The sequence below is a fragment of the Enterobacter cloacae complex sp. P40C2 genome (genome assembly GCF_014930695.1).
Taxonomy (GTDB): domain Bacteria; phylum Pseudomonadota; class Gammaproteobacteria; order Enterobacterales; family Enterobacteriaceae; genus Enterobacter; species Enterobacter pasteurii.
In genome coordinates this window covers 76,490-103,489 of record NZ_JADBRP010000014.1, presented here as the reverse complement: position 1 = coordinate 103,489, position 27,000 = coordinate 76,490, and the positions used below count along the sequence as shown (strand labels likewise).

Genomic DNA, 27,000 nt, shown 5'->3' with positions numbered 1-27,000 from the left:
TTGCACATCGGGTAATCTGCGCGCTTCGCGCAGCGCTGGTGGAGAAAAGCATGAACGACGAAATGAAAAACAAAAGCGGCAAGGTCAAAGTGATGTATGTCCGCAGTGATGATGACTCTGATAAACGCACCCAAAATCCGCGTACCGGAAAAGGTGGCGGGCGTCCGGCGTCTTCTCGTGCAGACGGTGGCCGTCGCCCCGCCCGCGATGACAGAAATAACCGCGGCGATGACCGCAAACGTGATGACCGCAAGCGCGACGATCGCAAACGCGATGATTATGTCCGCGACGGCGCATCCCCATGGCGCACCGTTTCGCGCGCGCCGGGTGAAGAGGCTCCTGAAAAAGCCGATCACGGCGGTATCAGCGGTAAAAGCTTTATCGATCCGGAAGTGCTGCGTCGTCAGCGCGCGGAAGAGACTCGCGTTTACGGCGAGAACGCCTGTCAGGCCCTGTTCCAGAGCCGCCCGGAATGTATCGTACGCGCATGGTTTATCCAGAGCGTGACCCCGCGCTTTAAAGAAGCGCTGCGCTGGATGGCGGCGAACCGCAAAGCCTATCATGTGGTTGACGATGCCGAGCTGACAAAAGCGTCGGGTACCGAACACCACGGCGGCGTTTGCTTCCTGATCAAAAAACGTAACGGCACCACCGTTGAGCAGTGGGTCAGCCAGGCGGATGCCGATGACTGCGTGCTGGCGCTGGAGGACGTGGGCAACCCGCATAACCTGGGTGCCATGATGCGCAGCTGCGCGCACTTTGGCGTGAAAGGCGTACTGTTGCAGGATGCCGCGCTGCTGGAGTCCGGTGCGGCAATCCGTACTGCGGAAGGCGGTGCCGAGCATGTTCAGCCGATCACCGGCGACAGCGTGCTGGATGCACTTGAGCAGTTCCGTAAAGCGGGCTACACCATTGTCACCACCTCAAGCCGTGCCGCTACGCCGCTGTTTAAAGCAACGCTGCCGCGTAAAATGGTGCTGGTGTTAGGTCAGGAGCGCGATGGTCTGTCTGATGCGGCACTCTCCAGCGCGGATCTGAGCGTCTCTATCGACGGGACAGGCAACGTTGAAAGCCTGAACGTATCCGTTGCGACTGGCGTGCTGCTGGCGGAATGGTGGCGTCAGAATAAAGCATAAGCATTTGTACTTATTGATTGCCCGGTCCACCGGGCATTCAAACTCAAATTACTCACTTTCTGCCGGTAACACAGGCATCCAGTCAATTGGCTTTTCGCCACGCTTTTCCAGCCACTCATTCGTCAGAACAAAATGATTACTGCCAAAGAAACCGCGGTGTGCAGACAGCGGCGACGGGTGCGGTGCCTTCAGAACGTGATGTCGCTGACGATCGATAATCGCCCCTTTCTTCTGCGCATGCGAACCCCAGAGTAAAAATACGACCCCTTCACGGTGCTCATTAATCAGGCTGATTACCTTATCGGTAAACGTTTCCCATCCCAGGCTGGCGTGAGAGTGTGCCTGACCCGCCCGAACGGTTAACACGGTATTCAGCAGCAGCACGCCCTGGCGCGCCCAGCTTTCCAGATAACCATGAGTAGGACGGGTAAAGCCGGGGATCGTTCCTTCCAGCTCTTTATACATATTCAGCAGAGAAGGGGGGATAGCCACGCCAGGACGAACGGAGAACGCCAGTCCGTGAGCCTGACCGGGGCCGTGGTAAGGATCCTGTCCCAGAATAACCACCTTCACATCGCTCAGTTCGGTGTAGCGAAAGGCGTTAAACACATCCTTCTGCGGCGGATAAATTGTCTGTCCGGCCTGCCGTTCAGCCGCAACGGTGCTGAGGGTCTGGATAAAATAGGGCTGCTGCTTCTCTTCTGCCAGCACGTCATGCCAGGTTAAAGGTGTGGTCATCTCGCTCTCCTGCGAATTTCATTCTGTGCCTAGCTTACCTGCTAAAGCCCGGTGAGCAAAATAACGAGCTGAAAAGTGGGCTAACTCGCTAAATTTATTTTAGAAAGGATGCGAGGGAAGTTGAATTGGTAAGATGTAAAAATTGATCTGAAACAATAAATCCTGACCACACTCTTTATGTGGTTAGTGTTTTTGTTGATTTAAATCAATAAATCGCCCGGGGCTGAATGTTATATATACACACAACAAACAATGGTTTTACCAATTGGCCGCAAAAGGCCAGCATAAGTTAATGTAGCCTAAGGGAGGCAACACATGATTACAGGTATCCAGATTACTAAAGCTGCAAACGACGACCTGCTGAACTCTTTCTGGCTGCTGGACAGCGAGAAAAACGAAGCGCGCTGTGTAGTAGCGAAAGCCGGTTTTGCGGAAGACGAAATCGTTCCGGTTAACAAGCTGGGCGAAATTGAATACCGTGAAATTCCAATGGAAGTGCAGCCAGAAGTGCGCGTAGAAGGCGGTCAGCACCTGAACGTTAATGTTCTGCGTCGCGAAACGCTGATGGATGCCGTTGAGCACCCTGAAAAATACCCACAGCTGACCATCCGCGTGTCTGGCTATGCGGTACGTTTCAACTCTCTGACCCCGGAACAGCAGCGCGACGTTATCGCCCGTACCTTTACTGAAAGCCTGTAAGGCTTCAGCCACGGGGGTGGAATAAAAAAGCCGGGACATGTCCCGGCTTTTTTTTACTCTTCAGTTTTTGTCTCTGGCGCAGCAGAGCTTGGCTTACGGCGCTTACCAATGTTTTTGGTATCGCGGTGGCGCTGCTTCACGCGCGGCTTCTCTTTTTCTTTCTCTTTTCTTTCTGCACGTTTCGCGAGCGCTTTCTTGGACGGTTTACCCGTCATTTTTTCACTCGGTGCACGCGTGGTCGGACGAAGCCCGTCAATGACGCGAGCTTTCAGCGGCTCATCAACGTAGCGGCCAATTTTCTGCAGCAGCAGATGGTCGTGCGCTTCTACCAGAGAAATGGCAATACCTTTGCGGCCCGCACGGCCGGTACGGCCAATACGGTGCAGGTAGGTATCACCGCTGCGCGGCATGTCGAAGTTGATCACGTGGCTCACGTCCGGGATGTCGATTCCGCGTGCGGCAACGTCGGTGGCAACCAGCACGTTCACGCGACCATCGGTCAGGCGCTTAATCCCTTCGGTACGCTTAACCTGCGCCATTTCCCCTTCGAGATAGCAGTTATTGATGCCAGCGTTGCGCAGCATTTCAGCCAGCTCGTGCACGCGCTCGCGTTTACGTACGAATACGATGCTACGGGTCGCGTCTTCCTGCTTGAGCAGGTGTTTAAGCAATTCAACCTTGTGTTCAAGATTGTCCGCACGGTAGTACCACTGGTGGATCTTCTTACGCTCACGCGTCGATGGCGTGGCGGACACTTCCACCGGATCTTCCAGCAGACGTTCGGCGAAATCTTTAATGGCATCCCCTTCAAGGGTTGCCGAGAACAGCATGGTCTGGTTACGCCAGCGCGTTTCACCCGCGATGTGTTCGATATCCTGCGCAAAGCCCATGTCCAGCATGCGGTCGGCTTCGTCGAGTATTAACGTTTCAACCGCGCGGCAGTCGAAGTTCTCTTCTTTGATGTATTGCAGCAGGCGGCCGGTCGTCGCAACAACGATATCCTGGTTTTCGCTGAACACTTCGGCGTGGTTCATGTACGCAACGCCGCCGGTGATGGTGGCGATATCCAGATGGGTGTTCGCCGCCAGTTCACGCGCGTGTTCTGCAACCTGCATCGCCAGTTCACGGGTCGGCGTCAGGATCAAAATACGCGGCGGGCCGGATTTTTTACGCGGAAAATCGAGCAAATGCTGCAACACAGGCAGCAAGTAGGCTGCTGTCTTCCCCGTGCCGGTTGGCGCAGAACCGAGCACATCGCGGCCCTCAAGCGCAGGCGGAATGGCCGCGGCCTGAATGGCGGTCGGGCGTGTAAAGCCTTTGCTCTCAAGTGCATTGAGCAGGCTTTCATCGAGTTCAAGTTCGGAAAAAGTCGTTACAGTCATGTTCTACCTCTGTGTGGGGCGCTGATTATAGACGTTACGGCTGTAATCTTCATCTGTTTGTATGGATATCGCTTTTCGACCACTTCGCTTTCCCCTATGCTACTCCAGTTTCACTCAGAAGGTTGCCCTGACATGTCTCAACTCAAAGCGCAGCTGCGCCGCGATGGCTTTACGTTTAAACAATTTTTTGTGGCGCACGATCGCTGTGCGATGAAGGTCGGTACAGACGGTATTTTACTGGGCGCATGGGCACCTGTCGCAGGTGTAAAGCGCATTCTGGATATTGGTACGGGCAGCGGACTGCAGGCGCTGATGCTTGCACAGCGAACCGAGGAACACGTCACGATCGATGCCGTTGAGCTTGATCCTCAGGCGGCGGCGCAGGCAGGAGAAAATGCCGCTGAATCGCCGTGGGCTGAACGCGTCAGGGTTATCTGTGCTGATGTCCTGGCCTGGGCGCCAGAGCAGACGGCGCGTTACGATTTAATTGTCAGCAACCCGCCGTATTTCGAGCCGGGCGTGGAGTGTGGAACGCCGGAGCGCGAGCAGGCACGGTACACCGCTTCGCTCGATCACAAGGCGCTGCTGACCAGCGCGGCTGAGCTAATCTCGGAAGAGGGATTTTTCTGCGTGGTCTTGCCGGAAAGCACGGGCAATACGTTTATTGAGATAGCTCGCGAGATCGGCTGGAAACTGCGGCTGCGTACCGATATTTCGGATACGGAAGGCCGCTTGCCGCATCGCGTGCTGCTGGCGCTCTCGCCAAAAGAGGGGGAGTGCTTTATCGACAGGATGGTCATTCGCGGGCCAGACCAGCGCTATTCCGAAGATTACACTGCCCTGACCCAGGCCTTTTATCTGTTTATGTGAACCTGCGGTGATAATACCGACGGGCCGGACGTTTCCAGCTGGTCGGGATAATCCAGGGTGTAATGCAAACCCCGGCTCTCTTTACGCATCATCGCGCAGCGCACAATCAGCTCGGCAACCTGCACGAGGTTGCGCAGCTCCAGCAGGTTATTTGAGACGCGAAAGTTGGCGTAATAGTCATCAATTTCCTGCTGCAGCATCATGATGCGCCGTAACGCGCGCTCCAGACGCTTCGTCGTGCGTACAATCCCAACATAATCCCACATAAAAAGCCGCAGCTCGTGCCAGTTATGCTGGATAACCACCAGTTCGTCCGGGTTTTCTACCCGGCTTTCATCCCATTCCGGCAAGTGCGTTGTCGGACGCGCATAAGGCATGCGTCTGGTAATGTCTTCCGCAGCAGACCATCCGTACACCAGACACTCCAGCAGCGAGTTTGATGCCATGCGGTTTGCGCCGTGCAGGCCGGTATAGCTGACCTCGCCAATCGCGTACAGACCATCCACGTCAGTCCGCCCATGATCGTCAACCATCACCCCGCCGCAGGTGTAGTGAGCCGCGGGCACAATCGGTACCGGATCGCGGGTCAAATCAATGCCCAGGCCCAGCAGCTTTTCATAAATCATCGGGAAGTGCTGGCGAATAAAGTCTGCCGGCTTGTGGCTAATGTCCAGATACATACAATCCACGCCAAGACGCTTCATCTCGTGGTCAATGGCCCGGGCCACGATATCGCGCGGTGCCAGTTCACCTCTGGCATCAAAATCCGGCATAAACCGGGTACCATTGGGGCGTTTCAGGTATGCGCCTTCGCCGCGCAGCGCCTCCGTCAGAAGGAAGTTTCGCGCCTGGGGATGGAACAGGGCAGTAGGATGGAACTGATTGAACTCCAGGTTCGCCACGCGGCAGCCCGCGCGCCAGGCCATGGCGATACCGTCTCCGGAGGCGATATCCGGGTTAGTCGTATATTGATAAACCTTCGAGGCTCCGCCGGTCGCCAGCACGACGGCTTTCGCCTGACAGGTTTCCACCTTCTCTTTGTTGCGATTCCATACCCAGGCGCCGATAACCCGACGCGTACCGGGCAGGCCAATCTTGTCGGATATGATCAGGTCGACGGCGTTGCTGCGCTCCAGCACGCGAATATTGGGATGGCTGAGCGCTTTGCTGACCAGCGTCGTTTCCACCGCTTTTCCGGTTGCATCCGCTGCGTGCAAAATACGGCGATGGCTGTGTCCGCCTTCTCGGGTCAGGTGATAGCTCGCTTCACCGTTAGGCTGAACCTGCGTATCGAACAGCACGCCCTGGTCAATGAGCCACTGCACGCAGTGGCGGGCATTGCTGGCGACGAATTCTGCGGCATGCTTATCCACGATCCCGGCACCGGCAACCAGGGTATCTTCAACGTGTGAGGCGATGCTGTCAGCCTCATCAAACACGGCTGCAATACCGCCCTGAGCATAAAAGGTGGACCCTTCGCTCATCGGCCCTTTACTCAGCACGATTACGTTCTGATGTTCCGCCAGGCGCAGCGCGAGGGAGAGGCCGGCAGCACCGCTACCGATGATCAGTACATCACAATGAAGTTCAGGCGTAGTATTCATGATGTTTGTTTAATTTACTAAACATGGTTTGGGCAGAATAGCATTGTGATGCGAGATGTCGCACGTTTTTTTTAAAGCGTGTTGCAATGACTAAACGAAAGGCACGAAGTTAAATAAGCACTAAATACCAGGAAATATTTTGCGAAGCAGGTCGTTAGCTTCAGATTTTGTGGTGAAATAAAGCCTGTGTTGCGTTACTCTTCTGACGATAAAGTTGATGATTCTTGTCAGAAAGTGGGTGCGTATCGTGAACAGACTTATAATGAGAGAAAATGAACGGTCTGCGGCGCGATGAACAAAAACAAAGGCGTAACGGAACTTATTGAAGAACATACACTCTAATTCGGTGCTTGCTCAAAGTGCAATGTTGTTAGAGTGGCGTTTCGATAACGCGTGGAATTTAGGTTTGGGGAGACATTACCTCGGATGAGCGAGCAGTTAACGGACCAGGTCCTGGTTGAACGGGTCCAGAAGGGAGATCAGAAAGCCTTTAACCTACTGGTGGTGCGCTACCAGCATAAGGTGGCGAGTCTGGTTTCCCGCTATGTACCGTCAGGCGATGTGCCTGATGTTGTACAAGAGTCTTTTATTAAGGCCTATCGCGCGCTGGATTCATTCCGGGGGGATAGTGCTTTTTACACCTGGCTGTATCGTATTGCTGTCAATACGGCTAAGAATTATTTGGTTGCTCAGGGGCGTCGTCCACCGTCAAGCGATGTCGATGCTATCGACGCTGAAAACTTCGAAAGTGGCGGCGCGCTGAAAGAAATTTCGAACCCTGAGAACTTAATGTTGTCAGAAGAACTGAGACAAATCGTTTTTCGCACGATCGAGTCGCTCCCGGAAGATTTACGCATGGCAATTACGTTACGGGAGCTGGATGGCCTAAGCTATGAAGAGATAGCCGCCATCATGGATTGTCCGGTCGGCACGGTTCGTTCACGAATTTTCCGTGCGCGAGAAGCCATTGATAATAAAGTTCAACCGCTTATCAGGCGTTGACGATAGCGGGATACTGGAAAAGGTATTAGGCATGCAGAAAGAAAAACTTTCCGCTTTAATGGATGGTGAAACGCTGGATAGTGAGCTGCTCAATGAGTTGTCTCATTCTCCCGAAATGCAACAGACCTGGGAGAGCTATCATCTTATCCGCGACACGATGCGTGGTGATACCAGCGAGGTTCTCCATTTCGATATCTCAGCACGCGTAATGGCGGCCATTGAGAACGAACCTGTTCATCAGACCACGCCGCTGATTCCTGAAGCGCAGCCTGCACCACACCAGTGGCAAAAAATGCCGTTCTGGCACAAGGTGCGTCCGTGGGCCAGCCAGCTCACCCAGATGGGTGTCGCGGCGTGCGTATCGCTTGCAGTTATCGTTGGCGTCCAGCACTATAATACTCAGTCTGAAGCCAGTCAGCAGCCTGAAGCGCCAGTGTTCAATACGCTGCCGATGATGGGTAAAGCCAGCCCGGTTAGCCTGGGCGTGCCGGCAGATGCGTCCGCAAGTGGCGGTCAGCAACAGCAGGTACAGGAGCAGCGTCGTCGCATTAATGCGATGTTGCAGGATTACGAACTGCAGCGTCGTCTGCACTCCGAGCAGCTTCAGTTTGAGCAGGCCCAAACCCAGCAGGCTGCTGTGCAGGTGCCAGGAAACCAAACTTTAGGAACGCAATCGCAGTAATGAAGCAACTTTGGTTCGCCATGTCTTTGATGGCGGGTAGCCTGTTCTTCTCTGCCAACGCCTCGGCTGATGTTTCATCCGGGGCGTTGTTGCAGCAAATGAATCTGGCCAGCCAGTCACTCAACTATGAGTTGGCATTTATCAGCATCAATAAGCAGGGTGTCGAGTCGTTACGCTATCGCCACGCCCGCCTTGATAATCAGCCGCTCGCCCAGCTTTTACAGATGGATGGCCCGCGTCGGGAAGTGGTCCAGCGAGGGAATGAAATCAGCTATTTCGAGCCGGGCCTTGAGCCGTTTACGCTCAATGGCGACTACATCGTTGACTCCCTGCCGTCGCTTATTTATACCGATTTCAAACGTCTCGCCCCTTACTATGACTTTATCTCAGTAGGACGCACGCGCATTGCTGACAGGCTGTGCGAAGTGATTCGCGTAGTCGCGCGGGATGGAACGCGCTACAGCTATATCGTCTGGATCGATGCGGAGACAAAACTGCCGATGCGCGTCGATCTGCTCGATCGCGACGGTGAAACGCTGGAACAGTTCCGCGTGATCTCTTTCGACGTGAACACGCAGGTCGGCAACAGCATGCAGAATCTGGCCAAGGCCAGCCTGCCGCCGTTGCTTTCCGTACCTGCCGGCGATTCAGTCAATTTCAACTGGGTACCCTCCTGGATCCCGCAAGGCTTTAGCGAAGTGTCCAGCAGTCGTCGCCAGTTACCTACCATTGAAACCCCGGTTGAGTCGCGACTCTATTCCGACGGTCTGTTCAGCTTCTCGGTGAACATTAACCGCGCCACGGCCAACAGCTCCGAGCAAATGCTCCGAACCGGACGCCGGACGGTCAGTACGACGGTGCGCGACGGTGCAGAAATTACCATTGTCGGCGAGTTACCGCCGCAAACGGCAAAACGCATTTCAGACAGCATTAAGTTCAGGGCTGCGCAATGATTAAAGAGTGGGCCACGGTAGTATCCTGGCAGGATGGGGTTGCGCTGGTCAGCTGTGACGTTAAAGCGTCATGCAACAGCTGCGCGTCGCGAGCCGGTTGCGGCAGCCGCGTGCTGAATAAGCTGGGGCCGCAGACGTCGCACACTATTGCTGTGCCGAGCGAGCAGCCGCTGGTGGCAGGGCAGAAAGTGGAGCTGGGCATCGCTGAAGGCAGCCTGCTCACCTCTGCCATGCTGGTTTACCTTTCTCCGCTGATTGGCCTGTTCGTCATGGGCGGCGTTTTCCAGATGCTCTTTGGCACCGATTTGGCCGCCATGTGCGGTGCCGCTTTAGGCGGCGTGGGGGGTTTTTGGCTTGCAAAAGGCGTTTCCCCGAGGCTTGCCGCCCGGGAAGCGTGGCAGCCCGTCATCCTCAGCGTTGGGCTGGAACCCAACCAGCTTCGCGTTGAGACGCTCTCTTCTGAGGCCCGGTGATCTGCCGGGCTTTATTATTATTTACACCCCGATAAAGAAAACCTCGTCTCTACGCGCTATACCTGGCTCTAAGTGCATTTCCAGCGGACGAGGATGTAGTGTAGAATGCTGCGTTTTCGCACTGAAAAACGTCAGGCTAAGAACAGCGGCCTCCAGGAATTCGTAAGGCATAATTATTTAACTATATGAAGAACATACGTAACTTTTCGATCATTGCTCACATTGACCACGGTAAGTCGACGCTGTCTGACCGTATTATCCAGATTTGCGGTGGCCTGTCTGATCGTGAAATGGCAGCCCAGGTTCTGGACTCCATGGACCTGGAACGCGAACGCGGCATTACCATCAAGGCGCAGAGCGTCACGCTCGACTATAAGGCCTCCGATGGTGAAACCTATCAACTGAACTTTATCGACACCCCAGGGCACGTTGACTTCTCCTATGAAGTGTCACGCTCGCTGGCGGCCTGTGAAGGGGCGCTGCTGGTGGTGGATGCCGGGCAGGGCGTTGAAGCCCAGACGCTGGCAAACTGCTACACCGCCATGGAAATGGATCTCGAAGTCGTGCCGGTTCTGAATAAAATCGACCTGCCTGCCGCCGATCCAGAGCGCGTGGCGGAAGAGATTGAAGATATCGTCGGCATTGATGCCACCGATGCGGTGCGCTGCTCGGCGAAAACCGGCGTGGGTGTTCCGGACGTGCTGGAGCGTCTGGTGCGTGATATTCCGGCGCCGGAAGGTGACCCGGATGCACCGCTGCAGGCGCTGATCATCGACTCCTGGTTTGATAACTACCTGGGCGTGGTCTCGCTGGTGCGTATTAAAAACGGCACCATGCGTAAAGGCGATAAAATCAAGGTAATGAGCACCGGGCAGGTCTACAACGCTGACCGTCTGGGCATCTTCACGCCAAAACAGGTTGACCGTACCGAGCTGAAATGCGGCGAGGTGGGTTGGCTGGTCTGCGCAATTAAAGACATCCTCGGCGCGCCGGTGGGCGATACCCTGACCGGCGCACGTAACCCGGCGGATAAAGCGCTGCCGGGCTTCAAAAAGGTGAAGCCGCAGGTTTATGCGGGTCTGTTCCCGGTCAGCTCTGACGATTACGAAAACTTCCGCGATGCGCTCGGTAAGCTGAGCCTCAACGACGCCTCCCTGTTCTACGAGCCAGAAAGCTCAACGGCGCTGGGCTTCGGCTTCCGCTGTGGCTTCCTCGGTCTGCTGCACATGGAGATCATTCAGGAACGTCTGGAGCGTGAATACGATCTGGATCTGATTACCACGGCACCGACGGTAGTTTACGAAGTAGAAACCACGTCGAAAGAGGTGATCTACGTCGATAGCCCGTCCAAGCTTCCGCCGCTGAATAACATTCAGGAACTGCGTGAACCAATCGCAGAGTGCCACATGCTGCTGCCGCAGGAGTTCCTCGGCAACGTGATTACCCTGTGTATTGAAAAGCGTGGCGTGCAGACCAACATGGTTTACCACGGTAACCAGGTGGCGCTGACCTATGAAATTCCGATGGCAGAAGTGGTGCTCGACTTCTTCGACCGCCTGAAGTCTACCTCCCGTGGCTATGCGTCGCTGGACTACAACTTCAAACGCTTCCAGGCCTCGAACATGGTCCGTGTGGACGTGCTGATTAACGGCGAGCGCGTTGACGCCCTCGCGCTGATCACCCACAACGACAACGCGCCGTACCGCGGTCGTGAACTGGTTGAGAAGATGAAAGACCTGATCCCGCGTCAGCAGTTTGACATTGCGATTCAGGCGGCCATCGGCAACCACATCATCGCCCGTTCAACCGTGAAGCAGCTGCGTAAAAACGTTCTGGCTAAGTGCTACGGCGGTGACGTCAGCCGTAAGAAAAAGCTGCTCCAGAAGCAGAAAGAAGGTAAGAAGCGTATGAAGCAGGTCGGTAACGTTGAGCTGCCGCAGGAAGCATTCCTTGCCATCCTTCACGTTGGTAAAGACGGTAACGGTAAATAACCCTAAGGAGCTGGCATGGCGAACATGTTTGCCTTGATCCTGGTCATCGCTACCCTGGTGACAGGTCTGCTGTGGTGTCTGGATAAGTTTATCTTCGCCCCAAAACGCCGTGAACGTCAGGCTGCCGCGCAGGCAGCCACTGGCGATGGTATTGACGCGAAAACCCTGAAAAAAGTGGGCCCCAAGCCGGGCTGGCTGGAAACCGGGGCATCGGTATTCCCGGTGCTGGCGATTGTTCTGGTGGTGCGTTCATTTATCTATGAACCTTTCCAGATCCCGTCAGGTTCGATGATGCCAACGCTTCTGATCGGTGATTTTATTCTGGTTGAGAAGTTTGCCTACGGCATTAAAGATCCGATCTACCAGAAAACGCTGATCGAAACGGGTCATCCTAAGCGTGGCGACATCGTGGTGTTTAAATATCCGGAAGATCCGCGTCTGGATTACATTAAACGCGCGGTGGGTCTGCCGGGCGATAAAGTAACCTACGATCCGGTAGCGAAGGAAGTGAGGATTCAGCCAGGCTGCAGCTCTGGTACAGCGTGCGAGAATGCACTGCCGGTGACCTACTCCAACGTTGAGCCTGGTGACTTTGTGCAGACCTTTGCTCGTCGTAACGGCGGTGAAGCGACCAGCGGCTTCTTCCAGGTGCCAAAAGGGGAAACCAAAGAGAACGGTATTCGTCTGGATGAGCGCAAAGAGACGCTGGGCGATGTTACTCACCGCATTCTGACCGTGCCCATCGCACAAGATCAGCTGGCAATGTACTACCAGCAGCCAGGACAGCAGCTGGCAACCTGGATTGTGCCGCCGGGACACTACTTCATGATGGGTGATAACCGCGATAATTCTGCGGACAGCCGTTACTGGGGCTTTGTGCCGGAAGCGAATCTGGTGGGTAAAGCAACTGCCATCTGGATGAGTTTCGAGAAGCAGGAAGGCGAGTGGCCGACCGGCGTTCGCCTGAATCGCATTGGCGGAATTCATTAATTCTCGTGAAAAATAACGCGTAGCGGCTTTTATTCGCCGCTACGCGAATTATTTCAGCGATAAATCTCTTTGAACTAACGACATCCCCTGTCGTTGTGTATAGAATATTCCCCCGAAGTTTAAGGTTGGCCCTGCAAGGGTGCCACGGCACACGAAACCGCGTTGGTTTTCTCAGGTCGGTTTCGTGTGCTGCATTTTTGACGCATTCATTTATTGGTATCGCATGAACCCCATCGTAATTAATCGGCTTCAACGGAAGCTGGGCTACACTTTTCATCATCAGGAGTTGTTGCAACAGGCATTAACCCACCGCAGTGCCAGCAGCAAACATAATGAGCGTCTCGAATTTCTGGGCGACTCAATTTTAAGCTTTGTGATTGCGAATGCGCTTTATCATCGTTTCCCGCGAGTGGACGAAGGTGATATGAGCCGCATGCGCGCCACGCTGGTGCGCGGCAACACGCTTGCTGAGATCGCTCGCGAGTTTGAGCTGGGTGAATGCCTGCGTCTGGGGCCTGGTGAGCTGAAGAGTGGTGGATTCCGTCGCGAATCCATTCTTGCGGATACGGTCGAGGCGTTAATCGGTGGCGTATTCCTGGACAGCGATATCCAGACCGTAGAAAAGCTGATCCTGAACTGGTATCAGACTCGTCTGGACGAAATCAGCCCGGGCGATAAACAAAAAGACCCGAAAACGCGTCTGCAGGAGTATTTGCAGGGTCGTCACCTCCCGTTGCCTTCCTATCTGGTGGTGCAGGTGCGTGGCGAAGCGCACGATCAGGAATTTACCATCCATTGCCAGGTCAGTGGCCTGAGTGAACCGGTGGTCGGCACAGGTTCAAGCCGTCGTAAGGCTGAACAGGCTGCCGCCGAACAGGCGTTAAAAATGCTGGAGCTGGAATGAGCGAAGAAAAAACCTATTGCGGATTTATTGCTATCGTCGGACGTCCGAACGTTGGCAAATCCACCCTGTTGAATAATCTGCTTGGGCAGAAGATCTCCATCACCTCGCGTAAGGCGCAGACCACGCGTCACCGCATCGTTGGTATCCATACTGAAGGCGCGTATCAGGCGATTTACGTCGATACCCCAGGCCTGCACATGGAAGAGAAGCGTGCTATCAACCGCCTGATGAACAAGGCGGCAAGCAGCTCCATTGGTGACGTTGAGCTGGTGATTTTCGTGGTTGAAGGCACCCGCTGGACGCCGGACGACGAAATGGTTCTGAACAAACTGCGCGACGGCAAAACGCCGGTGATCCTCGCGGTTAACAAAGTGGACAACGTGCAGGAAAAAGCCGATCTGCTGCCGCACCTCCAGTGGCTGGGCAGCCAGATGAACTTCCTGGATATCGTCCCGCTGTCTGCGGAAACGGGTCTGAACGTCGATACCATCGCCGGCATCGTACGCAAGCATCTGCCGGAAGCGATTCATCACTTCCCGGAAGAGTACATCACAGACCGCTCTCAGCGCTTTATGGCCTCTGAGATCATCCGTGAAAAGCTGATGCGTTTCCTGGGCGCAGAGCTGCCGTACTCGGTAACGGTGGAGATCGAACGTTTCCAGTCTAACGAGCGTGGCGGTTACGATATCAACGGCCTGATCCTCGTTGAGCGTGAAGGGCAGAAGAAGATGGTGATCGGCAACAAAGGTGCCAAAATCAAAACCATCGGTATCGAAGCCCGTAAAGACATGCAGGACATGTTTGAAGCGCCCGTTCACCTGGAGCTGTGGGTGAAAGTGAAATCTGGCTGGGCCGATGATGAGCGTGCGCTGCGCAGCCTCGGTTACGGCGAAGATCAGTAACCTGAGACGACAAGCATATGGATGGATGGCAGCGCGCCTTTGTCCTGCATAGTCGTCCCTGGAGCGAAACCAGCCTGATGCTGGACTTCTTCACGGAAGAGTCCGGTCGCGTGCGCCTTGTTGCCAAAGGCGCACGTTCAAAACGTTCTAATCTGAAAGGCGCCCTCCAGCCTTTCACGCCGCTGCTGGTCCGCTTTGGCGGGCGAGGGGAGGTCAAAACCCTGCGCAGTGCTGAGGCCGTCTCCCTGGCGCTTCCCCTTTCCGGCATCACGCTTTACAGCGGTCTGTACGTCAACGAACTCATCTCACGGGTTCTTGAACATGAGACCCGTTTCTCTGAACTTTTCTTTGATTACCTGCACTGTATTCAGTCGCTTGCGGGCGCAACCGGCACCCCGGAGCCTGCGCTGCGACGTTTCGAGCTGGCGCTGCTCGGGCACCTTGGATACGGCGTCGATTTTCTGCACTGTGCGGGAAGCGGGGACGAGGTAGAAGATACCATGACCTATCGCTATCGTGAGGAAAAGGGCTTTATTGCCAGCGTCGTCGTTGATAACAGCACCTTCACCGGGCGCCAGCTCAGGGCACTGTATGAACGCGAGTTCCCGGACGCCGACACCCTGCGTGCGGCAAAACGCTTTACCCGGATTGCGCTCAAGCCGTATCTTGGAGGTAAACCCCTGAAGAGCCGCGAATTGTTCAGGCAGTTTATGCCGAAACGTTAACGTTTTACCCCTCACCCCAGCCCTCTCCCGGAGGGTGAGGGGGAAGGGAAATGAATCAAAATACCGAGGATTGTCATGGCTGAATTACTGTTAGGCGTCAACATCGATCATATTGCCACGCTGCGTAATGCACGTGGTACGGCGTATCCCGATCCGGTTCAGGCGGCGTTTATCGCGGAGCAGGCGGGCGCGGACGGCATTACCGTTCACCTGCGCGAAGACCGCCGCCACATCACCGACCGTGACGTGCGTATCCTGCGCCAGACGCTGGACACCCGCATGAATCTGGAGATGGCGGTGACTGAAGAGATGCTGACGATCGCCTGCGATACCAGGCCGCATTTCTGCTGCCTGGTGCCGGAGAAGCGTCAGGAAGTCACTACTGAAGGCGGTCTGGACGTGGCAGGACAGCTCGACAAAATGCGCGATGCCTGCAGGCGCCTGGCGGATGTCGGTATCCTGGTTTCTCTGTTTATTGACGCTGATTTCAGCCAGATCAAAGCCGCTGCCGACGCGGGCGCGCCGTATATCGAAATTCATACCGGCTGTTATGCCGATGCCAAAAACGATGCAGAACAAGCCAAAGAGCTGGAGCGTATCGCAAAAGCGGCAACTTACGCGGCAAGCCTGGGCCTGAAGGTCAATGCCGGACACGGCCTGACCTATCACAACGTGAAGGCCATCGCCGCGCTGCCGGAAATGCACGAGCTGAACATCGGCCACGCTATTATTGGCCGGGCGGTGATGAGCGGCCTGAAAGAGGCGGTTTCAGAGATGAAGCGCCTGATGCTGGAAGCGCGTCAGTAATGGCCATTCTGGGCTTAGGCACCGATATCGTTGAAATAGCCCGCATAGAAGCGGCGATCGCCCGCAGTGGCGATCGCCTTGCCCGACGGGTGCTGAGCGATAACGAATGGGCTATCTGGGAGGCGCATCAGCAGCCGGTGCGCTTTCTGGCAAAGCGCTTTGCGGTAAAAGAGGCAGCGGCGAAGGCGTTCGGCACGGGTATTCGAAACGGCCTGGCGTTTAACCAGTTCGAAGTCTTTAACGATGAGCTGGGCAAGCCGAGCCTTCGTCTGTGGGGCGAAGCGCAAAAGCTGGCGGAGAAGCTGGGTGTGAAACACATGCACGTGACGCTGGCGGATGAACGCCACTACGCCTGCTCGACGGTGATTATCGAAAGCTAGAGCTTGTCCGCATGATGCAGCAGGACAAACTTATCCCACAGCTGTTCTTCGCTCTCAGCGTGTGCCGGATCTTTTAAGATCGTATTGGGGATTGGGCACACTTTCTGGCAGGTTGGCGTGTCGTAGTGGCCGATACATTCGGTGCAGCGGTCGCTGTTAATCTCATAAATGCTGTCACCCATCGAAATGGCCTGGTTAGGACATTCCGGTTCGCACATATCGCAGTTGATGCATTTTTTGGTGATTAACAGCGCCATCAGGAAATTCTCAGAAACAACACAAACAGGGCGGGCATTATACGCCTAATCTGTGCTCAAACCAGTTTTTTTACCAGCTCTTCGCTGTGGCGTATACGCTCTGGCGCGCGCTCCAGATCCTGCTGAACCAGGGCCATAAACAGCAGGTCCGTCAGCATCATCTGCGCACTCGTCGACGAGATCGCGGCGCTGCGCGTGGCCTGTTCCTCGGCTATGGTATATAGACAGCGCGTTGCCCGCTGCTGTAGCGCATTGGGGCTAAAGCCGGTAATGGCCAGAATTTTTCCCCCGACGCGCAGGGCTTCGTCGGTGGCCATAATAATTTCACGGCGCTCGCCGGAATAGGAGATGGCCAGCAGTAAATCATCAGGATCCATCGCCTGAACGGTCGCCAGCAGCGCGTGCATATCCTGCTCCACGATGGCGTTATAGCCGATCTTGGTCAGCTTCCAGCCAAAGTTACGCGCAACCAGCCCGGAGGCGCCAATCCCGGTCAACACAATGCGTCGGGCGTGACGAAGCATGGCTACGCTTTCCAGCAGCTTCTCTTCGGTGTTCACATCCAGGGTGGCATGCATTGCCGCCACGTTCTCTTTGATCAGCTTTTCCCCGACCAGACGCATCGGATCGTCGCCACGGATCTGGTTATGCACCGGCATGGACTGCGGATTAGGGTTGCTCGCCAGCGCTTCGCTGATCGCCAGCTTCAGCGCCGGAAAGCCCTTGAACCCTATCTTCTGGGCAAATTTCACCACGCTCGACTGGCTTACCCCGGCTTCGCCTGCCAGCTGCTGGGAGCTAAGGTGCCGCGCGCGATCGGGCTGAGAGAGTAAAAAGTCCGCCAGCTTCTTGTCACTCTGGGCAAAGCCTGCGTAGCGCTGACGAATGCGAATTAAACAGTTCATACGGTCTCCTGGCGAAAGTGTGATTGCCTGCGCAAATACGGATTTTGCTCGCCTGAATGAATTTTATATTCCATTATAGTGCGTTTATTATGAATTAAAAATTCCTGAGGTACTTAACATGAATCTTGGCTCACTTGTTTCTGAAACGCGTAACCCGCAAACCATGGATCTGGATGCACTCTCTACGCTCGAGCTGGTAACTCGCTTTAATCAACAGGATACCCTCGTCGCGCTGGCAGTCAAAGAGACATTGCCCGAGGTGGCAAAAGCGGTGGACGCCGCAGCCGATGCCCTGAAAGCGGGAGGACGCATCATTTATATGGGGGCCGGAACCAGCGGGCGCCTCGGCGTGCTGGATGCCTCGGAATGTCCGCCTACCTTTGGGGTTCCGCACGGCCTGGTCGTTGGCCTGATTGCCGGCGGCCCCGGTGCGCTGCTGAAAGCGGTAGAAGGGGCGGAAGACAACAAGCAGCTCGGTGAGGACGATCTCAGGGCCCTGAACCTGACCGCGCAGGATCTGGTCGTCGGGCTGGCGGCCTCCGGCCGTACCCCTTACGTCATTGGCGGTCTGGAATACGCCAGAAAAACGGGGTGTACCACGGTCGCCATCTCCTGTAACCCTGGCTCGCCGATTGCGCAGGTGGCGGCCATTGCCATCTCTCCGGTTGTCGGGCCTGAGGCGCTGACCGGATCGACGCGTCTGAAATCGGGCACCGCGCAGAAGCTGGTGCTCAATATGATCTCCACCGGCGCGATGGTGAAATTCGGCAAGGTCTACCAAAACCTGATGGTGGATATGCAGGCCACCAATATCAAGCTGGTGGACAGGGCGTGTCGTATGGTGATGGAGGCGACGGGAGCCAGCCGTGAAGAGGCTGAAAGAGTGCTTCAGCAAACCGATCATGATGTTAAACCGGCCATCCTGATGATATTAACCGGGCTGGATGCAGCCGCGGCCAGAGCCAGACTCGATGCCCATCATGGGTTCTTACGGGCGGCGTTAGAGAACGAATAAGAGGCGTTTATGGACAAAACAGCAGCGCTCGCCAGCGACATCCTGCTTGGGATCGGTGGGGAAGGAAATATACAGCGTCTGGAAAACTGCATGACGCGCGTGCGCGTCGAGGTGCATAGCGACGAAAAGCTTGATATCGCGCGCCTTAAGCAGCTCCCCGGCGTAAGCGGGTACGTTAAGCAGGGCCAACAGCACCAGCTGATTGTAGGTCCGGGCAAAGCGGCGCAGGTGGTTGATGCCATGCGCGCCCTGATGACGGGCGGCGAAACCTCTGCACCCTTTGACGACGCCGAACGCACCAAAGCGCAGGCGAAAGCCAAATATAAAGCCCCCATGAGCGATGCGCTGCGCCAGCTGGCAAACGTCTTTATTCCCCTGATCCCGGCGTTTATCGCCTCGGGCTTAATTACCGGCATCATTAATATCCTCAAGCGTCCGGATATCGTCGGGGATTTTGCGACGCAGTACCCAAACCTGCTGGGTATCCTCGCGATATTCGGCAGCGCGGTGTTTGCCATCATGAACATCCTGGTGGGGGTGAACACCGCCAAAGTGTTTGGCGGCTCGCTGGCGATGGGCGGCGTGATGGCGGGCATCCTCTCCAGCCCGCAGCTGGCAAACATTACGCTGTTCGGCGAGGCGCTTCAGCCTGGCCGTGGCGGGGTGATTGCCGTGCTGCTGGTGGTGATTCTGATGTGCTGGATCGAGAAAAAGCTACGTGCGGTCCTGCCCGGCTCCATTGAGCTTATCCTCAACCCGCTGCTTACCACACTGATTACCGGCAGCGTGGCGATTGTGGCGCTGCAGCCGTTAGGCGGGACGATCTCAGAAGCTATCGCCCACGGCGCGTCTCTGGCTATCGATCGCGGTGGATTACTGGTGGGGGCGGTGCTTTCCGGTACCTTCTTACCGCTGGTGCTGACAGGTTTGCATCAGGGTCTGGTGCCGATCCACGTCGAACTGGTGCAGGCGCACGGCTATAACGCGCTGCTGCCGATCCTGTCGATGGCCGGCGTGGGGCAGGTGGGCGCGGCTATCGCTGTACTGATGAAAACCCGCAACGCGCGTCTGAAAAAGGTCATTAAAGGGGCGCTGCCGGTCGGATTACTCGGCATCGGCGAGCCGCTCATTTTCGGCGTTACGCTGCCGCTCGGCAAGCCGTTCCTGGCGGCCTGTCTCGGCGGCGCGGTGGGCGGGGCGCTGATCAGCTACTGGAAAGTGGCGACCGTTATCACCTTTGGGATCTCCGGTTTACCGCTGGCATTAACCATCGTGACCGGAAAAGTGATGCTCTATCTGTTAGGCTATCTGGTAGCGGTGATCGCCGGGTTCCTGTTTACCTGGCTGTTAGGATTCAACGACCCAGAGGAGTAAGGTTTGGCAAATCACGAGCGTCGCGTTGTCTTTTTCGATCTGGATGGAACGCTGCATCAGCAGGATATGTTCGGCACCTTTATGCGCTACCTGCTGCGGCGCCAGCCCCTTAACGCGTTGCTGGTATTGCCCCTCTTACCCGTTATTGGCATCGCGCTGCTGGTGAAGGGCCGTGCAGCGCGCTGGCCCATGAGCCTGCTGCTCTGGGGATGCACGTTTGGCCATAGCGACGCGCGCCTTAAACGGCTGGAGCAGGATTTTGCGCGCTGGTTTCGCGGTCATGTGGCCGCGTTCCCTGTTGTACAGGCGCGCCTCACCAGCTACCTCGACGCAAACGACGCCGATATCTGGTTAATCACCGGCTCGCCGCAGACGCTGGTGGAGCAGGTCTACTTTGACACGCCCTGGCTACCGCGCGTGAATCTCATCGCCACGCAGATTGGCCGTGGTTACGGCGGCTGGGTGCTGACGATGCGCTGCCTGGGGCATGAAAAAGTCGTGCAGCTGGAAAAACGCATCGGCACGCCGCTGCGTCTGTACAGCGGCTACAGCGACAGCAAGCAGGACAACCCGCTGCTCTATTTTTGCCAGCACCGCTGGCGCGTTACGCCACTGGGTGAACTTCAGCAACTCGAATAGTCTTATCTATTGAGGGTGTGTATAATGCCGCCCGCTTTTCGAGTGGAGTATTAGCCCTTGTCCAACCCTGAACACAATCATGAATACTGGATGCGCCATGCGCTGGCGCTGGCTCAGCGCGCCTGGGAAGAGGGCGAAGTGCCCGTGGGTGCGGTGCTGGTTCATAACAATCAGGTGATTGGCGAAGGGTGGAACCGTCCAATTGGCCGTCACGATCCTACCGCACATGCCGAAATCATGGCGCTACGCCAGGGCGGGCTGGTGCTGCAAAACTATCGTCTGCTGGATACTACCCTGTACGTCACGCTTGAACCGTGCGTGATGTGTTCCGGCGCGATGGTGCACAGCCGAATCGGTACGCTGGTGTTTGGTGCGCGAGATGAAAAGACCGGGGCCGCCGGTTCGCTGATGGACGTGCTTGGACACCCGGGAATGAACCACCAGGTGAAAACTATCGGTGGGGTACTTGCACCGGAATGTTCGGGTCTGTTAAGTGATTTTTTTCGAATGCGTCGGCAGCAGAAAAAGCAACAAAAGGCAGAATTGAAGCCGCAGGGTGACTGAGCTCGTCCGGTGCGACTACCGGATAGCTTTCAGCCAGCTGCTGCGCTTCTGTCGCCTCTTTTTCTTTCTCCAGCAGATATCCCACCAGGCTTATCTGATACTTACGAATGTTCTCCACGTAGGCATAGGCTTCGTGCCCGCGCGCATAGCCGTACGTCAGCTTTTTGTACCACTGTTTCTGGCTGAGCAGCGGCAGACGCTGTTTCACATCAGACCAGCTGTCCGGATTGCCCTTGGTTTTTGCCGTCAGCGCTCGCGCGTCGAGCATATGCGCGTAGCCCATGTTATAGGCGGCGAGCGCAAACCAGATCCGTTCCCCTTCCGGTACCGTCTCCGGCACTTTAGCCATCATATCCTGTAAGTACTGCGCGCCGCCGCTGATGCTCTGTTCCGCATCGGTACGATCGCTGATGCCGAGACTCTGGGCGGTATTTTTGGTCAGCATCATCAAGCCGCGCACGCCCGTCGGCGAGGTGGCCTGGGCATCCCAGTGCGATTCCTGGTACGAAATGGCCGCCAGCAGCTTCCAGTCAATTTCCCGGGCGTACTTCTCAAACAGCGGTTGCAGCTCCGGCAGCACGCTATCCACCGCGCGCAGGAAGCTGCGGGTATCAACGTAGTCAAAGTCATCCCCGTGACCAAGATATTTCTCTTCCAGGCGCGCCAGGGTGCCGTCTTCATTGATGGAGTTAAAGAAATCGAGCATGGCCGCAGAGACGGTCTGATCGTCGTCCAACTGGGTAAACCAGGTCACCGGCTGTTCATCGGTGACATCCAGCGCCACGGCGATTTCAGGGTGGACTCGCTGGAAAAGGCTGATCGCCACCGAATCAGCAATGGTATAGGCCAGCTTCTTATCTTTTACCTGCTCCAGCAGCGCATTGGTGCCCAGCTTCGGGTCTACCTTCCAGCTGAGGTTCGGGTATTTTTTCTCTTTTAATTCCCGCAGGTCGTCGATCACCACGTGACCGGGGGCGATGGTTAACTGCTGAGCGGTGACGTCGGCCAGCGAGCGCGGGCGCAGGCTACCCACACGATAAACCACCTGCTGCGAAACGGAGTAGTAGGTTGGGCCGGGCTGATAGTTTTTGCTCCGCTCGCTGTTGTAAACCAGCCCGGCGGCGAGGATATCGGCGCGGTTATGATCCAGGTCGTCAAACAGCTGGTTGATGTTCTGACGTACGGTTACGTTCAGCTTCACGCCCAGGTAGTCCGCGAACAGCTGAGCCAGCTCATAGTCCAGACCAATGGTTTTGCCGTTGATGTCGCCGTAAATCAGCGGGGAGGAAAGGGTACTGACGCGCAGCTCCCCCCGCTCCTTAATAGCGGCGATACGGTTTTCGGCTTTGCCGAACCAGGGGATAGAAGGCCAGAGGGCCACTGCCAGCAGCAACGTAACAATGCCGATGAGCAGATAATTAATCTTTAATTTTTTCAATTAGTTAATTCTCTGCGACGCCGGATGCCTCAGTGTGCTGTAGTCATGTTATGAAGAAGGTTTGCCATTGATTGAGCGGCATTTTGCGCAAAGTAGCGCCAGTTGGCAACCAATTAGAGAGACAGGTCACATCTATTGTTAAACATAAAGGTTGATTTTATTTCGACGCAAACGGTTTCGTCGGCGCTCAGGATTCTCTATAATGACGCCCGTTTTCCCCCCTTGCGCACACTGTAAGCGCCCCGGCGCTTCGAAGACGAGAGACTTATGATGGAAATTCTGCGTGGTTCGCCTGCACTGTCTGCCTTCCGTATTAACAAACTGCTGGCACGTTTTCAGGCGGCCGACCTTCCGGTAAGCAATATTTACGCTGAGTATGTCCATTTTGCTGACCTGAATGCCCCCCTGAATGCAGAGGAGCGCGTACAGCTGGAACGCCTGCTCAAGTATGGCCCAAGCCTGAGCAGCCATACGCCGACCGGCAAACTGATCCTTGCCACGCCGCGTCCGGGCACCATCTCCCCCTGGTCTTCCAAAGCCACCGATATCGCGCACAACTGCGGTCTGAGCCAGATTAACCGTCTGGAGCGCGGCGTGGCGTACTATGTTGAAGCGTCCACCCTGAGCGACGCGCAGTGGCAGGCCGTGGCGGCCGGGCTGCACGATCGTATGATGGAGAGCGTGTTTGCCTCTCTGGATGATGCGCAGAAGCTGTTCGCCCACCATCAGCCTGCGCCGGTACAGAGCGTGGATCTGCTGGGGCAGGGCCGTCAGGCGCTGATCGACGCGAACCTGCGTCTTGGTCTGGCGCTCGCAGAAGATGAAATCGACTACCTTCAGGATGCGTTCGTTAAGCTGAACCGCAACCCGAACGATATTGAACTGTACATGTTCGCGCAGGCCAACTCAGAGCATTGCCGCCATAAAATCTTCAACGCCGACTGGATTATCGACGGCGAACAGCAGCCGAAATCGCTGTTTAAGATGATCAAAAACACCATGGAGCAAACCCCTGACCACGTGCTGTCTGCCTATAAAGACAACGCGGCGGTAATGGAAGGTTCCGAGGTAGGCCGCTTCTTCGCCGACCGCGAAGCAGGGCGCTATGACTTCCATCAGGAGCCTGCGCATATCCTGATGAAGGTAGAAACCCATAACCACCCGACGGCAATTTCGCCGTGGCCGGGCGCAGCGACCGGTTCCGGCGGTGAAATCCGTGATGAAGGGGCAACCGGCCGTGGCGCTAAGCCAAAAGCGGGACTGGTCGGTTTTTCCGTTTCCAACCTGCGCATCCCGGGCTTTGAGCAGCCGTGGGAAGAGGATTTCGGCAAGCCAGAGCGCATCGTGACCGCGCTGGATATCATGACCGAAGGCCCTCTGGGCGGCGCGGCATTCAACAACGAATTTGGTCGTCCGGCGCTGAACGGTTACTTCCGTACCTATGAAGAGAAAGTGGACAGCCACAACGGCGAAGAGCTGCGCGGCTACCACAAACCGATCATGCTGGCGGGCGGGATCGGCAACATCCGCGCCGATCACGTGCAGAAAGGCGAGATCGTGGTTGGCGCGAAGCTGATCGTACTGGGCGGCCCGGCGATGAACATCGGTCTGGGCGGCGGTGCGGCGTCTTCTATGGCGTCCGGCCAGTCTGACGCGGATCTTGATTTCGCCTCCGTGCAGCGCGACAACCCGGAAATGGAGCGTCGCTGTCAGGAAGTGATCGACCGCTGCTGGCAGCTCGGCGACGCTAACCCGATCCTCTTCATCCATGACGTGGGCGCGGGCGGTCTTTCGAACGCCATGCCGGAGCTGGTGAGCGACGGCGGTCGCGGCGGCCGTTTCAACCTGCGCGACATCCTGAGCGATGAGCCAGGCATGAGCCCGCTGGAAATCTGGTGTAACGAATCTCAGGAACGCTACGTGTTGGCGGTTGCCGCCGACCAGCTGCCGCTGTTTGACGAGCTGTGCCGCCGCGAGCGCGCGCCGTATGCCGTCATCGGTGAAGCGACCGAAGAGCAGCATCTCTCCTTAAGCGACACCCACTTCGACAACCAGCCTATCGATCTGCCGCTGGACGTGCTGCTGGGCAAAACGCCGAAGATGACCCGCGACGTGCAGACCCGTAAGGCGGCGGGCAAAGCGCTGGATCGTCAGGACATCACCGTTGCCGACGCGGTAAACCGCGTACTGCATCTGCCGGCCGTGGCTGAGAAAACCTTCCTGGTGACCATCGGCGACCGTACCGTCACCGGTATGGTGTCACGCGATCAGATGGTCGGCCCGTGGCAGATCCCGGTCGCTAACTGCGCCGTGACCACCGCGAGCCTCGACAGCTACTACGGCGAAGCGATGGCGCTGGGCGAACGTACCCCGGTGGCGCTGCTGGACTTCGCCGCGTCTGCCCGTCTGGCGGTCGGTGAAGCGCTGACTAACATCGCCGCGACGCAGATTGGCGACATCAAACGCATTAAACTTTCCGCAAACTGGATGGCCGCAGCCGGACACCCTGGCGAAGATGCTGGCCTGTACGAAGCGGTGAAAGCGGTAGGTGAAGAGCTGTGTCCTGCGCTCGGCCTGACCATTCCGGTGGGTAAAGACTCTATGTCGATGAAAACCCGCTGGCAGGAAGGTAACGAGCAGCGCGAGATGACCTCTCCGCTGTCGCTGGTGATCACCGCGTTTGCGCGCGTGGAGGACGTGCGTCATACCATCACGCCGCAGCTGTCGACCGACGACAACGCCCTGCTGCTGATTGACCTGGGTCTTGGCCACAACGCGCTGGGCGCGACCGCGCTGGCGCAGGTTTACCGTCAGCTCGGCGATAAGCCAGCCGACGTGCGCGACGTGGCGCAGCTGAAAGGCTTCTACGACGCGATCCAGGCGCTGGTGGCTCAGCGTAAGCTGCTGGCCTACCACGACCGTTCCGACGGCGGCCTGCTGGTTACCCTGGCGGAGATGGCCTTTACCGGCCACTGTGGCGTGGAGGCGAACATTGCCTCTCTGGGCGATGACCGCCTGGCGGCGCTGTTTAACGAAGAGCTGGGTGCGGTTATTCAGGTGCGTGCGGCGGATCGCGATGCGGTTGAAGCCGTGCTGGCGCAGCATGGCCTGGCAGACTGCGTGCACTATCTGGGTAAAGCCGTTCAGGGCGACCGCTTCGTCATTGAAGCCGACGGCCACGCGGTGTTCAGCGAAAGCCGCACCACGCTGCGTATGTGGTGGGCGGAAACCACCTGGCAGATGCAGCGCCTGCGCGACAACCCGGAATGTGCCGACCAGGAGCACAACGCGAAGGCGAACGACAGCGATCCTGGCCTGAACGTGAAGCTCTCCTTCGACATCAACGAAGACGTTGCCGCGCCGTACATCGCGACCGGCGCGCGTCCGAAGGTGGCCGTGCTGCGCGAGCAGGGCGTTAACTCCCACGTTGAGATGGCGGCAGCCTTCCACCGTGCGGGCTTTGACGCCATCGACGTTCACATGAGCGACCTGCTGGCAGGGCGCACCGGCCTGGATGATTTCCAGGCGCTGGTGGCGTGCGGCGGATTCTCCTACGGCGACGTGCTGGGCGCGGGTGAGGGCTGGGCGAAGTCCATCCTGTTCAACAGCCGCGTGCGTGACGAGTTCGAAACCTTCTTCCACCGTCCGCAAACGCTGGCGCTGGGCGTGTGTAACGGCTGCCAGATGATGTCTAACCTGCGCGAGCTGATCCCGGGCAGTGAAGCGTGGCCGCGCTTTGTGCGTAACCACTCCGACCGCTTCGAAGCGCGCTTCAGCCTGGTTGAAGTGACCCAAAGCCCTTCACTGCTGCTGCAGGGCATGGTGGGGTCCCGGATGCCAATCGCCGTTTCCCACGGTGAAGGTCAGGTTGAGGTGCGCGACGCGGCGCATCTGGCCCAGCTTGAAAGCAAAGGCCTCGTGGCGCTGCGCTTTGTCGATAACTTCGGCAAGGTCACCGAAACCTACCCGGCTAACCCGAACGGTTCCGCTAACGGTATTACGGCGGTGACCAGCGAAAGCGGCCGTGCGACCATCATGATGCCGCACCCGGAACGCGTCTTCCGCACCGTGAGCAACTCCTGGCACCCGGAAAACTGGGGCGAGGACGGCCCGTGGATGCGTATTTTCCGCAACGCGCGTAAACAGCTGGGTTAATCGGTAGTGCTCCTCCAGGCCCGGCAGGCGTTATCGCCACCGGGCTTTTTTATTTGTGTCGCAAATTCGCGACAAACCGTTAATGCCACTGTCTCCAAACGGAGACATATAACTCGTTGTTTTATAGAAGTAATGAGTTGACGCTGCCAAGGTGTTGTTAATTTGCGACACTTAGCCTGGAAATCATTCAGCAGACATACAACGCGCTGAATGCATAAAAGTATTGCTATTCAGTAAGTTAATATATTTTTTTGCATTGTGGCACGGCTGTTGCATAATATTAACCAGTGGCTCATTCACCTTCTTATGTCAGCCCCTTCGGGACGTGCTACATAAACTTCGAATGACGCACAAAAAGGTGCCTGCCGTCCAACTACTGATTATTGCATTGCTTTATCAGGCCAGGGCGAAACGT

At 56.6% G+C, this 27,000-nt stretch carries 26 protein-coding genes; 20 read left to right on the top strand and 6 right to left on the bottom strand.

Annotation, left to right across the window (positions count from 1 at the left end; genetic code table 11):
• Window positions 1–50: 50 nt before the first annotated feature.
• Window positions 51–1,136: a tRNA/rRNA methyltransferase gene (locus IM304_RS19950; protein WP_176609718.1), complete on the top strand. Its 1,086-nt coding sequence runs from the start codon at window positions 51–53 to the stop codon at window positions 1,134–1,136.
• Between the two features lie 48 nt (window positions 1,137–1,184).
• On the opposite strand, the gene ung is transcribed toward IM304_RS19950, so the two are convergent.
• Window positions 1,185–1,874 carry a uracil-DNA glycosylase gene (gene ung / locus IM304_RS19945; protein ID WP_193355471.1) on the bottom strand — a complete coding sequence of 230 codons (690 nt, stop codon included), beginning with the start codon at window positions 1,872–1,874 and terminating at the stop codon, window positions 1,185–1,187.
• A gap of 315 nt (window positions 1,875–2,189) precedes the next feature.
• Here ung and grcA point away from each other — a divergent pair, with 315 nt between their 5' ends.
• The gene (gene grcA, locus IM304_RS19940; RefSeq protein ID WP_006176733.1) at window positions 2,190–2,573 is read left to right on the top strand and encodes an autonomous glycyl radical cofactor GrcA; all 384 of its coding nucleotides are present in this window, start codon (window positions 2,190–2,192) and stop codon (window positions 2,571–2,573) included.
• 53 nt (window positions 2,574–2,626) lie between these two features.
• On the opposite strand, the gene srmB is transcribed toward grcA, so the two are convergent.
• Window positions 2,627–3,955, bottom strand: a complete 1,329-nt coding sequence (srmB, locus tag IM304_RS19935) for an ATP-dependent RNA helicase SrmB (protein ID WP_148420621.1) — start codon at window positions 3,953–3,955, stop codon at window positions 2,627–2,629.
• 132 nt (window positions 3,956–4,087) lie between these two features.
• On the opposite strand from srmB, the gene IM304_RS19930 reads away from it, so the two are divergent.
• A complete protein-coding gene (locus IM304_RS19930; protein WP_193355472.1) occupies window positions 4,088–4,825 on the top strand; it encodes a tRNA1(Val) (adenine(37)-N6)-methyltransferase in 738 nt (245 codons plus the stop codon).
• On the opposite strand, the gene nadB is transcribed toward IM304_RS19930, so the two are convergent.
• Entirely contained in the window at window positions 4,810–6,429 is a 1,620-nt protein-coding gene (gene nadB / locus IM304_RS19925) for an L-aspartate oxidase (protein WP_193355473.1), read from the bottom strand. The two genes, IM304_RS19930 and nadB, sit on opposite strands and share 16 nt — an antisense overlap.
• A gap of 364 nt (window positions 6,430–6,793) precedes the next feature.
• Between nadB and rseD the strand changes: the two genes are divergently transcribed.
• The 12 genes from rseD (at window position 6,794) to acpS (ending at window position 16,238) form a co-directional block, all read left to right on the top strand.
• Complete coding sequence (gene rseD, locus IM304_RS22365; protein WP_227009630.1) at window positions 6,794–6,859, top strand: rpoE leader peptide RseD; 66 nt, start codon at window positions 6,794–6,796, stop codon at window positions 6,857–6,859.
• Window positions 6,856–7,431, top strand: coding sequence for an RNA polymerase sigma factor RpoE (rpoE, locus tag IM304_RS19915; RefSeq protein ID WP_006176728.1), 576 nt, complete (start codon window positions 6,856–6,858; stop codon window positions 7,429–7,431). Before rseD ends, rpoE begins: the two co-directional genes overlap by 4 nt.
• 31 nt (window positions 7,432–7,462) lie before the next feature.
• Window positions 7,463–8,113, top strand: a complete 651-nt coding sequence (gene rseA / locus IM304_RS19910) for an anti-sigma-E factor RseA (protein WP_148420624.1) — start codon at window positions 7,463–7,465, stop codon at window positions 8,111–8,113.
• A complete protein-coding gene (gene rseB, locus IM304_RS19905) occupies window positions 8,113–9,066 on the top strand; it encodes a sigma-E factor regulatory protein RseB (protein WP_148420625.1) in 954 nt (317 codons plus the stop codon). The genes rseA and rseB overlap by 1 nt, the downstream gene beginning before the upstream one ends.
• Entirely contained in the window at window positions 9,063–9,539 is a 477-nt protein-coding gene (gene rseC, locus IM304_RS19900) for a SoxR-reducing system protein RseC (protein ID WP_148420626.1), read from the top strand. The genes rseB and rseC overlap by 4 nt, the downstream gene beginning before the upstream one ends.
• 185 nt (window positions 9,540–9,724) lie before the next feature.
• Complete coding sequence (gene lepA, locus IM304_RS19895; protein WP_148420627.1) at window positions 9,725–11,530, top strand: translation elongation factor 4; 1,806 nt, start codon at window positions 9,725–9,727, stop codon at window positions 11,528–11,530.
• A 15-nt stretch (window positions 11,531–11,545) separates the two neighbouring features.
• Window positions 11,546–12,520 carry a signal peptidase I gene (lepB, locus tag IM304_RS19890; RefSeq protein WP_148420628.1) on the top strand — a complete coding sequence of 325 codons (975 nt, stop codon included), beginning with the start codon at window positions 11,546–11,548 and terminating at the stop codon, window positions 12,518–12,520.
• A gap of 223 nt (window positions 12,521–12,743) precedes the next feature.
• The gene (gene rnc / locus IM304_RS19885; RefSeq protein WP_003860711.1) at window positions 12,744–13,424 is read left to right on the top strand and encodes a ribonuclease III; all 681 of its coding nucleotides are present in this window, start codon (window positions 12,744–12,746) and stop codon (window positions 13,422–13,424) included.
• Window positions 13,421–14,326: a GTPase Era gene (gene era / locus IM304_RS19880; RefSeq protein ID WP_148420629.1), complete on the top strand. Its 906-nt coding sequence runs from the start codon at window positions 13,421–13,423 to the stop codon at window positions 14,324–14,326. The genes rnc and era overlap by 4 nt, the downstream gene beginning before the upstream one ends.
• A gap of 17 nt (window positions 14,327–14,343) precedes the next feature.
• Window positions 14,344–15,051, top strand: coding sequence for a DNA repair protein RecO (gene recO, locus IM304_RS19875; protein ID WP_193355474.1), 708 nt, complete (start codon window positions 14,344–14,346; stop codon window positions 15,049–15,051).
• A gap of 75 nt (window positions 15,052–15,126) precedes the next feature.
• Complete coding sequence (gene pdxJ / locus IM304_RS19870) at window positions 15,127–15,858, top strand: pyridoxine 5'-phosphate synthase (protein WP_193355475.1); 732 nt, start codon at window positions 15,127–15,129, stop codon at window positions 15,856–15,858.
• Window positions 15,858–16,238, top strand: a complete 381-nt coding sequence (acpS, locus tag IM304_RS19865; RefSeq protein ID WP_193355476.1) for a holo-ACP synthase — start codon at window positions 15,858–15,860, stop codon at window positions 16,236–16,238. The genes pdxJ and acpS overlap by 1 nt, the downstream gene beginning before the upstream one ends.
• Here acpS and IM304_RS19860 read toward each other — a convergent pair.
• Both IM304_RS19860 and IM304_RS19855 read right to left on the bottom strand, forming a co-directional pair.
• The gene (locus IM304_RS19860; protein ID WP_148420633.1) at window positions 16,235–16,495 is read right to left on the bottom strand and encodes a YfhL family 4Fe-4S dicluster ferredoxin; all 261 of its coding nucleotides are present in this window, start codon (window positions 16,493–16,495) and stop codon (window positions 16,235–16,237) included. The two genes, acpS and IM304_RS19860, sit on opposite strands and share 4 nt — an antisense overlap.
• A gap of 56 nt (window positions 16,496–16,551) precedes the next feature.
• Window positions 16,552–17,400 (bottom strand): MurR/RpiR family transcriptional regulator, encoded by an 849-nt coding sequence (locus tag IM304_RS19855; protein ID WP_148420634.1) that lies wholly within the window; start codon window positions 17,398–17,400, stop codon window positions 16,552–16,554.
• 118 nt (window positions 17,401–17,518) lie between these two features.
• Between IM304_RS19855 and murQ the strand changes: the two genes are divergently transcribed.
• Genes murQ through tadA form a run of 4 tightly spaced genes read left to right on the top strand, consistent with a single transcriptional unit; the run spans window position 17,519 to window position 20,992 of the window.
• Window positions 17,519–18,415 (top strand): N-acetylmuramic acid 6-phosphate etherase, encoded by an 897-nt coding sequence (gene murQ, locus IM304_RS19850; RefSeq protein WP_176609727.1) that lies wholly within the window; start codon window positions 17,519–17,521, stop codon window positions 18,413–18,415.
• 9 nt (window positions 18,416–18,424) lie between these two features.
• On the top strand, window positions 18,425–19,789 hold the full coding sequence (locus tag IM304_RS19845; RefSeq protein ID WP_148420636.1) for a PTS transporter subunit EIIC: 1,365 nt from the start codon (window positions 18,425–18,427) through the stop codon (window positions 19,787–19,789).
• A 3-nt stretch (window positions 19,790–19,792) separates the two neighbouring features.
• Window positions 19,793–20,428 (top strand): phosphatidylglycerophosphatase C, encoded by a 636-nt coding sequence (yfhb, locus tag IM304_RS19840; protein WP_176609728.1) that lies wholly within the window; start codon window positions 19,793–19,795, stop codon window positions 20,426–20,428.
• 57 nt (window positions 20,429–20,485) lie between these two features.
• Window positions 20,486–20,992 carry a tRNA adenosine(34) deaminase TadA gene (gene tadA / locus IM304_RS19835; protein WP_047050325.1) on the top strand — a complete coding sequence of 169 codons (507 nt, stop codon included), beginning with the start codon at window positions 20,486–20,488 and terminating at the stop codon, window positions 20,990–20,992.
• Here tadA and mltF read toward each other — a convergent pair.
• Window positions 20,880–22,430, bottom strand: coding sequence for a membrane-bound lytic murein transglycosylase MltF (gene mltF / locus IM304_RS19830; RefSeq protein ID WP_193355477.1), 1,551 nt, complete (start codon window positions 22,428–22,430; stop codon window positions 20,880–20,882). The genes tadA and mltF overlap by 113 nt on opposite strands.
• Before the next feature lie 267 nt (window positions 22,431–22,697).
• Here mltF and purL point away from each other — a divergent pair, with 267 nt between their 5' ends.
• Window positions 22,698–26,585, top strand: a complete 3,888-nt coding sequence (purL, locus tag IM304_RS19825) for a phosphoribosylformylglycinamidine synthase (RefSeq protein ID WP_193355478.1) — start codon at window positions 22,698–22,700, stop codon at window positions 26,583–26,585.
• The last annotated feature ends 415 nt before the right edge of the window (window positions 26,586–27,000 follow it).

Excerpts from the sequence above, each read along its gene's own strand:
- IM304_RS19950 (WP_176609718.1), top strand. The coding sequence starts at position 51 with ATGAACGACGAAATGAAAAACAAAAGCGGCAAGGTCAAAGTGATGTAT.
- ung (WP_193355471.1), bottom strand. The coding sequence starts at position 1,874 with ATGACCACACCTTTAACCTGGCATGACGTGCTGGCAGAAGAGAAGCAG.
- grcA (WP_006176733.1), top strand. The coding sequence starts at position 2,190 with ATGATTACAGGTATCCAGATTACTAAAGCTGCAAACGACGACCTGCTG.
- srmB (WP_148420621.1), bottom strand. The coding sequence starts at position 3,955 with ATGACTGTAACGACTTTTTCCGAACTTGAACTCGATGAAAGCCTGCTC.
- IM304_RS19930 (WP_193355472.1), top strand. The coding sequence starts at position 4,088 with ATGTCTCAACTCAAAGCGCAGCTGCGCCGCGATGGCTTTACGTTTAAA.
- nadB (WP_193355473.1), bottom strand. The coding sequence starts at position 6,429 with ATGAATACTACGCCTGAACTTCATTGTGATGTACTGATCATCGGTAGC.
- rpoE (WP_006176728.1), top strand. The coding sequence starts at position 6,856 with ATGAGCGAGCAGTTAACGGACCAGGTCCTGGTTGAACGGGTCCAGAAG.
- rseA (WP_148420624.1), top strand. The coding sequence starts at position 7,463 with ATGCAGAAAGAAAAACTTTCCGCTTTAATGGATGGTGAAACGCTGGAT.
- rseB (WP_148420625.1), top strand. The coding sequence starts at position 8,113 with ATGAAGCAACTTTGGTTCGCCATGTCTTTGATGGCGGGTAGCCTGTTC.
- rseC (WP_148420626.1), top strand. The coding sequence starts at position 9,063 with ATGATTAAAGAGTGGGCCACGGTAGTATCCTGGCAGGATGGGGTTGCG.
- lepA (WP_148420627.1), top strand. The coding sequence starts at position 9,725 with ATGAAGAACATACGTAACTTTTCGATCATTGCTCACATTGACCACGGT.
- lepB (WP_148420628.1), top strand. The coding sequence starts at position 11,546 with ATGGCGAACATGTTTGCCTTGATCCTGGTCATCGCTACCCTGGTGACA.
- rnc (WP_003860711.1), top strand. The coding sequence starts at position 12,744 with ATGAACCCCATCGTAATTAATCGGCTTCAACGGAAGCTGGGCTACACT.
- era (WP_148420629.1), top strand. The coding sequence starts at position 13,421 with ATGAGCGAAGAAAAAACCTATTGCGGATTTATTGCTATCGTCGGACGT.
- recO (WP_193355474.1), top strand. The coding sequence starts at position 14,344 with ATGGATGGATGGCAGCGCGCCTTTGTCCTGCATAGTCGTCCCTGGAGC.
- pdxJ (WP_193355475.1), top strand. The coding sequence starts at position 15,127 with ATGGCTGAATTACTGTTAGGCGTCAACATCGATCATATTGCCACGCTG.
- acpS (WP_193355476.1), top strand. The coding sequence starts at position 15,858 with ATGGCCATTCTGGGCTTAGGCACCGATATCGTTGAAATAGCCCGCATA.
- IM304_RS19860 (WP_148420633.1), bottom strand. The coding sequence starts at position 16,495 with ATGGCGCTGTTAATCACCAAAAAATGCATCAACTGCGATATGTGCGAA.
- IM304_RS19855 (WP_148420634.1), bottom strand. The coding sequence starts at position 17,400 with ATGAACTGTTTAATTCGCATTCGTCAGCGCTACGCAGGCTTTGCCCAG.
- murQ (WP_176609727.1), top strand. The coding sequence starts at position 17,519 with ATGAATCTTGGCTCACTTGTTTCTGAAACGCGTAACCCGCAAACCATG.
- IM304_RS19845 (WP_148420636.1), top strand. The coding sequence starts at position 18,425 with ATGGACAAAACAGCAGCGCTCGCCAGCGACATCCTGCTTGGGATCGGT.
- purL (WP_193355478.1), top strand. The coding sequence starts at position 22,698 with ATGATGGAAATTCTGCGTGGTTCGCCTGCACTGTCTGCCTTCCGTATT.